6 protein-coding genes are annotated in these 7182 nt (G+C 46.8%); 5 read left to right on the top strand and 1 reads right to left on the bottom strand.

Annotation, left to right across the window (positions count from 1 at the left end; translation table 11 throughout):
- The coding region (locus CAG68_RS18070) for a 3-phenylpropionate MFS transporter (RefSeq protein ID WP_161441462.1) at positions 1 to 1111 on the bottom strand (1111 nt) is incomplete at its 3' end.
- Positions 1112 to 1344: 233 nt separating this feature from the next.
- Between CAG68_RS18070 and CAG68_RS18075 the strand changes: the two genes are divergently transcribed.
- The 5 genes from CAG68_RS18075 to accB form a co-directional block, all read left to right on the top strand.
- Positions 1345 to 3171, top strand: coding sequence for a DUF294 nucleotidyltransferase-like domain-containing protein (locus tag CAG68_RS18075; RefSeq protein WP_161441463.1), 1827 nt, complete (start codon positions 1345 to 1347; stop codon positions 3169 to 3171).
- A 33-nt stretch (positions 3172 to 3204) separates the two neighbouring features.
- A complete protein-coding gene (locus CAG68_RS18080; protein ID WP_025768818.1) occupies positions 3205 to 3834 on the top strand; it encodes a 3'-5' exonuclease in 630 nt (209 codons plus the stop codon).
- Positions 3835 to 4071: 237 nt separating this feature from the next.
- Positions 4072 to 6024 carry an acetate--CoA ligase gene (acs, locus tag CAG68_RS18085; protein WP_054577285.1) on the top strand — a complete coding sequence of 651 codons (1953 nt, stop codon included), beginning with the start codon at positions 4072 to 4074 and terminating at the stop codon, positions 6022 to 6024.
- A gap of 303 nt (positions 6025 to 6327) precedes the next feature.
- Positions 6328 to 6777: a type II 3-dehydroquinate dehydratase gene (aroQ, locus tag CAG68_RS18090; protein ID WP_005382360.1), complete on the top strand. Its 450-nt coding sequence runs from the start codon at positions 6328 to 6330 to the stop codon at positions 6775 to 6777.
- A gap of 61 nt (positions 6778 to 6838) precedes the next feature.
- On the top strand, positions 6839 to 7182 hold a 344-nt coding region (gene accB, locus CAG68_RS18095; protein WP_161441464.1), incomplete at its 3' end, for an acetyl-CoA carboxylase biotin carboxyl carrier protein.

The following is a 7182-nucleotide window of genomic DNA, read 5'->3' on the forward strand; positions in this document are numbered from 1 at the left end:
GAGCCAATAACCCCATCGCGGCCATGCCCCAGAACACAAGCGGTCCCCAGTGCTCATAACCCCAGCCACTCAATACGGTCATTAACGCGATAAATGCGCCCAACGGAATCGCGTTATACAACGCTTGCAACGCTACGATCTTATTTTCTTCGGAGTTTTGGATATATTGGATCGCGGCAATGTGTGCGGTAGCGAAAGTCACACCATGCAATAGTTGAACAATCACCAAAGCAATAATTGATGTTGTCGACGCCGTAATACCCCAACGCATCATTACACCAACGGCTGCAGCAATAAACAGCGCGCGTATTGACCAACCTACGAATAAACGCTTACTCAGTGCAAACACTGCCACTTCTGCGGCCACCCCCAAGCTCCATAAGTAGCCAATGACATCTTCCGAGTGACCAGCGGCCTTCCAGTGAATCGCACTAAAGCCGTAGTAAGCCGCATGACTGCCCTGAATTAGTGACACCAACACTAAGAATTTTAGTATCGGCTTGTCGGTCAAAAGAGCGGTCAGCTTTGGACGTTCTGCGCTTTGCCCACCGTGCGTTACAGGCATTGGGTTAGTCGGTCGCATAGCAAACAGCAACGAGATAAACACGCCGAACATCGCAGTGTACAAGATCATATCGGAGCCAAATTCAGCCACCAGGTAGCCCACTGCCGTCGAGCCTGCGATAAAGGCGATCGAACCCCATAGCCGCGTGCGGCCATAATCGAGCATTTTCAGGCGAGCGTAGTAATTTGCCATCGCGTCCGACAACGGAATAATCGGTCCACAACAAAGATTGAACAACACTGTCGCTAGTGCCATTAACCAAAAGCTACCACCCGTAAAAAAGTGAAATCCAACAAAAAGGAGGGCAGCGAAACTCAACCAACGTAAAGCAGGCATAAGATGTTCGACTTTGTGTACTCGTGGGGTGATCACGATATTGGCAACACAACGTGTCGCAAGGCCTAACCCGACCAGCAAACCGATATCTGTCGAAGATACGCCCTGATCCTTAAACCAAAGTGACCAAAATGGCAGATACACGCCATACGCAAAGAAGAATCCGAGAAAGTACTGGGAAATCCAGCCATACGGAGAAGGTTTCAACATTACTAATATCCTAAAACGGGAACACCAACGTTCGAGCCGGGAATTATGGATCGCCATGCGTATTATAAAAAGGGAAGAATAAGAAACTTATCGTTTCCTCGATGGAATACTAACTTTGCGACATTTGGCATCTTCAAGCGAAAACATCGTAATTTAGACCAAAGTCGTCTGGCTTCCGGTAAGAAATTTGTCAGACTTAGAGAGTGTTCCTTCCATCATTATTGGGTGTTCTCATGCCTGACAAATTTAACATGCAATCTCCACCGTTCGATCGCTTAACTGAAGCACAACAAACGCGACTGCGATCGTCTCTGGACGTCGCCTACTATCGAGCTCGAGATGTTATTTTATCCTGCGGACAGAAGAACCCCCACTTACATATTCTGATCAAAGGCGCGGTAGAAGAGCGCTCCAACGATCAACAGGAAGTGTTCGCACATTATGCCAACGACGATATGTTCGATGTACGCTCGTTACTTGAAGACAAGGTACGTCATCACTACATCGCGCTTGAGGACACGCTCTCTTACCTACTGCCGAAAGAAGTTTTCCTTGCCCTTTACAACGAAAATGGCCAGTTTGCAGCCTATTTCGATAACAATTTATCGAAACGGCAAGAGCTCATCGAAGCGGCCCATCAACAGCAAAACTTAGCGGAGTTTATTCTCACTAAAGTTGACCGCAGCATTTATCACCCACCGATGATTCTTGAATCAAATACACCAATTAACGAGGTAACACGTTCCTTAAAAGAAAATGGGATTGACGCTGCATTGGTTCAACTCCATGGCGATGATCCACGATTGGAAAAATGGCCATCAGCCCACCCGTACGCAATAGTGACTCGTACTAATATGCTGCATTCTGTGATGATAGATGGTTGCGCGCTCGACACACCAGTGGGTGAGATCGCGAGCTTTCCTGTTTATCACGTTGATGATGGTGACTTTCTATTCAACGCCATGATCACAATGACCAGAAATAGAATGAAACGCCTCATGGTATGTGAAGGCAACCGAGCCGTCGGCATGCTGGATATGACCCAAATTCTCAGCGCGTTCTCAACCCACTCTCACGTGTTAACGCTCAGTATTGCTCGAGCAAGCAGCGTGGAAGAGCTCGCTTTGGCCTCAAACCGCCAACGTCAATTGGTCGAGAGCTTATTGAAAAACGGCATCCGCACTCGCTTCATCATGGAGCTTATCTCAGCCGTAAACGAGCAAATTATCGAGAAAGCGTTCGAGTTAGTGATACCACCAGCCTTGCACGACCATTGTTGCTTGATCGTACTCGGCTCTGAAGGCCGAGGAGAGCAAATTCTCAAAACCGATCAAGACAATGGCCTGATTATTCAAGATGGTCTGGAATGGCCTCATTGCGAACAAGTGATGCAATCCTTCACACACACCCTACAACAGCTCGGTTATCCACTTTGCCCTGGCAAAGTGATGGTTAACAACCCGAAGTGGGTCAAAACACAGCAAGAATGGATAAGCACCCTAAACCACTGGATAGCTAAAGCCGAACCAGAACAAATCATGGACTTAGCCATTTTCAGTGACGCCCATGCTGTTGCTGGGAATTGCGAGCTGCTGGCTCCAATTGCGGCGCATCTTCGTGACACAATGAAAGATCGCATGTTGATATTGTCTGATTTTACTCGCCCTGCCTTGCAGTTTTCTGTGCCCCTAACTCTATTTGGCAACGTAAAAAGTGCTAAAGACGGATTGGACATTAAACGCGGCGGTATTTTCCCAATTGTACACGGCATTCGCACCTTGTCTTTGGAATATGCCATTGAGGAGAAGAACACGTTTGAGCGCATTGAAGCTCTGAGAAATAAGCGCATCTTAGAATCCGAAACGGCAGATAATCTCAACGAAGCACTGAAATTGTTCTTTAAACTTCGCCTTAATCAGCAACTCAAAAAGCAAGAAGCGTTGAATAACATTGATATTAAACAACTGGATAGAACTGAGCGTGATTTGCTTCGCCACAGCTTACATGTGGTGAAGAAATTTAAGCAATTTTTAGGCTTCCATTATCAAATTCGTGATTAACCCTGATTTTCATAAATCACAGAGGCGTAAGCAATGAACTGGTTACAACGCAAATACTGGTACTACAAATTGAAAGGTTCGCCTTATCAGTCGCTGTTTTGCACGCCAGATAAAACAGAATATGTCTCTCTTGACTGCGAAACCACCAGCCTTGACCCAAATCGCGCCGAGCTGGTGACTATTGCAGCCACCAAGATCATCGACAACCGTATCATCACCAGTCAACCATTTGAAGTCCGCTTACGCGCGCCGCAATCGCTCGACTCTGGCTCAGTCAAGATCCATCGAATTCGCCACCAAGACTTAGTCGATGGCATCAGTGAAAAAGAGGCGCTGCTCGAGCTGCTCGACTTTATCGGCAACCGACCACTTGTGGGCTATCACATTCGTTACGATAAAAAGATCTTAGACCTTGCTTGTCTGAGGCAACTTGGCTTCCCACTTCCTAACCCACTCATCGAGGTCAGTCAGATTTATCACGATAAGTTGGAACGACATTTGCCGAATGCCTATTTCGACTTAAGTCTGGATGCCATTTGTAAACACCTCGAACTTCCTATCCAAGACAAACACGACGCCTTGCAAGACGCGATTTCTGCCGCTTTGGTCTTTGTCCGCTTAACGAAAGGCGATTTACCCAACCTAACCGCGCCGTATACATAAAAATCAGTTGACCTAGCTCCCAGAAATACTTTTGTTTCAGCGATTTCCCGGCGCTTCCATCACTCTCATCCTAAAGTCTAATTGTGGAAATACGCGCGGTGACTGACAGTTATAAGCACAACGTCGTCATTACCACGACCAAGTTATTTAGAACCAAAAAACAGCCCTACAAAAATATATTCAAAATCTTATCTAGATTGGTGTAAGGCCGAGAAATAAGGCACAAGGAGAGAAGCCATGAGCGAAGCCCACGTTTATCCGGTAAAAGAAAATATTAAAACTCATACACACGCGGATAATGATACTTACTTAGCCATGTATCAGCAGTCGGTAACCGATCCAGAGGGCTTCTGGAGCGAGCACGGCAAAATCGTTGATTGGATCAAACCTTTCACCAAAGTAAAAAGCACTTCTTTCGACACTGGCCATGTTGATATTCGCTGGTTTGAAGATGGCACACTGAACGTCTCGGCTAACTGTATTGACCGTCATCTTGCAGAACACGGGGACGACGTCGCCATCATTTGGGAAGGCGATGATCCAGCCGACGACAAAACACTCACTTTCAACGAACTGCACAAAGAAGTGTGTAAATTCTCCAACGCATTGAAAGAGCAAGGCGTACGCAAGGGCGACGTGGTGTGTCTATACATGCCAATGGTGCCAGAAGCCGCAGTGGCGATGCTCGCTTGTACCCGTATTGGTGCGGTTCACACCGTAGTATTTGGCGGTTTCTCACCAGAAGCACTATCCGGCCGTATCATCGACTCTGACGCTAAAGTCGTGATCACCGCTGACGAAGGCGTACGTGGCGGACGCGCTGTTCCACTGAAAAAGAACGTGGATGAAGCACTAACCAACCCAGACGTAAAAACCATCAATAAAGTCGTCGTGCTTAAACGTACAGGTGGTGATGTTGAATGGCATGAACACCGTGATGTTTGGTGGCACGAAGCAACAGCCAACGTTTCTGACGTTTGCCCACCAGAAGAGATGAAAGCCGAAGACCCGCTGTTCATCCTCTACACATCTGGCTCGACAGGTAAACCTAAAGGCGTACTACATACTACAGGCGGTTACCTCGTCTACGCGGCAATGACCTTTAAATATGTCTTCGATTATCAACCAGGTGAAACCTTCTGGTGTACCGCGGATGTGGGCTGGATTACAGGCCATACTTACCTAATTTATGGTCCACTAGCGAACGGGGCCAAAACCATTCTGTTTGAAGGTGTTCCAAACTACCCAAGCACGGCTCGTATGAGTGAAGTGGTTGATAAGCACCAAGTGAACATTCTCTACACTGCGCCAACCGCTATTCGTGCACTAATGGCAAAAGGTAACGAAGCGGTAGCAGGGACATCACGTTCAAGCTTACGTGTAATGGGTTCAGTAGGTGAGCCTATCAACCCTGAAGCGTGGGAGTGGTACTACAAAACGATTGGTAACGAGAGCTCGCCTATCGTTGATACTTGGTGGCAAACAGAGACCGGCGGTATCTTAATTGCACCACTACCAGGCGCAACAGACTTAAAACCAGGCTCAGCAACTCGACCATTCTTCGGAGTCCAACCTGCACTGGTTGATAACATGGGCAACATCATTGAAGAAACCACAGCAGAAGGTAACTTGGTGATCCTTGATTCATGGCCAGGTCAGATGCGTACTGTTTATGGCGACCACGAACGCTTTGAACAGACCTACTTCTCAACCTTCAAGGGAATGTACTTTACTAGTGATGGTGCTCGTCGTGACGAAGACGGCTACTACTGGATCACTGGCCGTGTTGATGACGTACTAAACGTGTCGGGTCACCGTATGGGTACCGCTGAAATTGAATCAGCGCTAGTGGCGCACCACAAGATTGCAGAAGCGGCGATTGTTGGTATTCCACATGACATCAAAGGCCAAGCTATCTACGCTTACATTACATTGAACGATGGTGAATTCCCGTCAGCTGAGCTGCACAAAGAAGTGAAAGATTGGGTGCGTAAAGAGATTGGTCCAATTGCAACACCAGATGTACTGCACTGGACGGATTCCTTACCGAAGACTCGTTCTGGTAAGATCATGCGTCGAATCCTGCGTAAAATTGCAACGGGTGATACCAGCAACCTCGGAGACACATCAACGCTTGCCGATCCGAGCGTTGTAGATAAACTTATCGCAGAGAAAGCAGAATTGGCATAAATTCAACCAACTGTTTTAAAAGCACTTTAAAAACCGCCATCACTCATGGCGGTTTTTTGCTTTAGTGCACAAATTGGCCACACAAAAAATATGGCAATTATGTTGTTTTTGTTAACTTGGTTACAGAAACGAGAGTGGCTATTAGGAGATTAGACCAGTAAATTGCTGCTAATTGCTATGAATTAGCTATAATCTTGGTCGATTTTTTAAAATTTGCTCGGTTTTAACAAAAAAATCGTGCTGAACTATCGTATATTTGGGAATATAAACGTTCCACTCACGATAAGGGAAGATAGCAACACAATGTCTGCAAAGTCACGGATTCTTGTTCTAAACGGACCAAATCTTAATCTATTGGGTCTGCGCGAACCGACACACTATGGTCACAGTACCTTAGCTCAAGTTGTGGATACTCTTACAGAGCAAGCCCATAACGCTGGGGTAGAACTGGAACACCTACAATCAAATCGTGAGTACGAACTGATTGAAGCCATTCACGCTGCCTATGGCAAGATTGACTTCATCATCATCAATCCAGCGGCTTTCACTCATACTAGTGTGGCGCTGCGAGATGCATTACTTGGCGTCGCCATCCCATTTATTGAGGTGCACTTATCAAATGTGCACGCACGTGAACCATTCCGTCATCACTCTTATCTGTCAGATAAAGCAGAGGGTGTGATTTGCGGTTTAGGCGCACAAGGTTATGAATTTGCTCTGTCTGCAGCGATCAATAAGCTACAGGCAAAGTAACCCTAACACTCTGCAACCCTACGAGGGTTGTCTTAATCACAAGATAAAAGAGAAAGAAAAGATGGATATTCGTAAAATCAAGAAGCTAATTGAGTTAGTTGAAGAGTCTGGCATTGCTGAGCTAGAGATCTCTGAAGGTGAAGAGTCAGTGCGCATCAGCCGTCATGGCACTGCAGCCCCTCAAGCACCAATTCACTACGCAGCAGCTCCAGCGGCGGCACCTGCTCCAGTAGCAGCGGCACCAGTAGCGGAAGCGCCAGCAGCAGAAGCTCCAGCAGCAACACCTGCAGGTCACCAAGTTCTTTCTCCAATGGTTGGTACTTTCTACCGCTCTCCAAGCCCAGACTCTAAAGCATTCGTAGAAGTGGGTCAGAAAGTAAATGCTGGCGATACTCTATGTATTGT

The organism is Vibrio sp. V42_P2S4T144 (assembly GCF_009904715.1).
In the GTDB taxonomy this organism is placed as follows: domain Bacteria; phylum Pseudomonadota; class Gammaproteobacteria; order Enterobacterales; family Vibrionaceae; genus Vibrio; species Vibrio alginolyticus.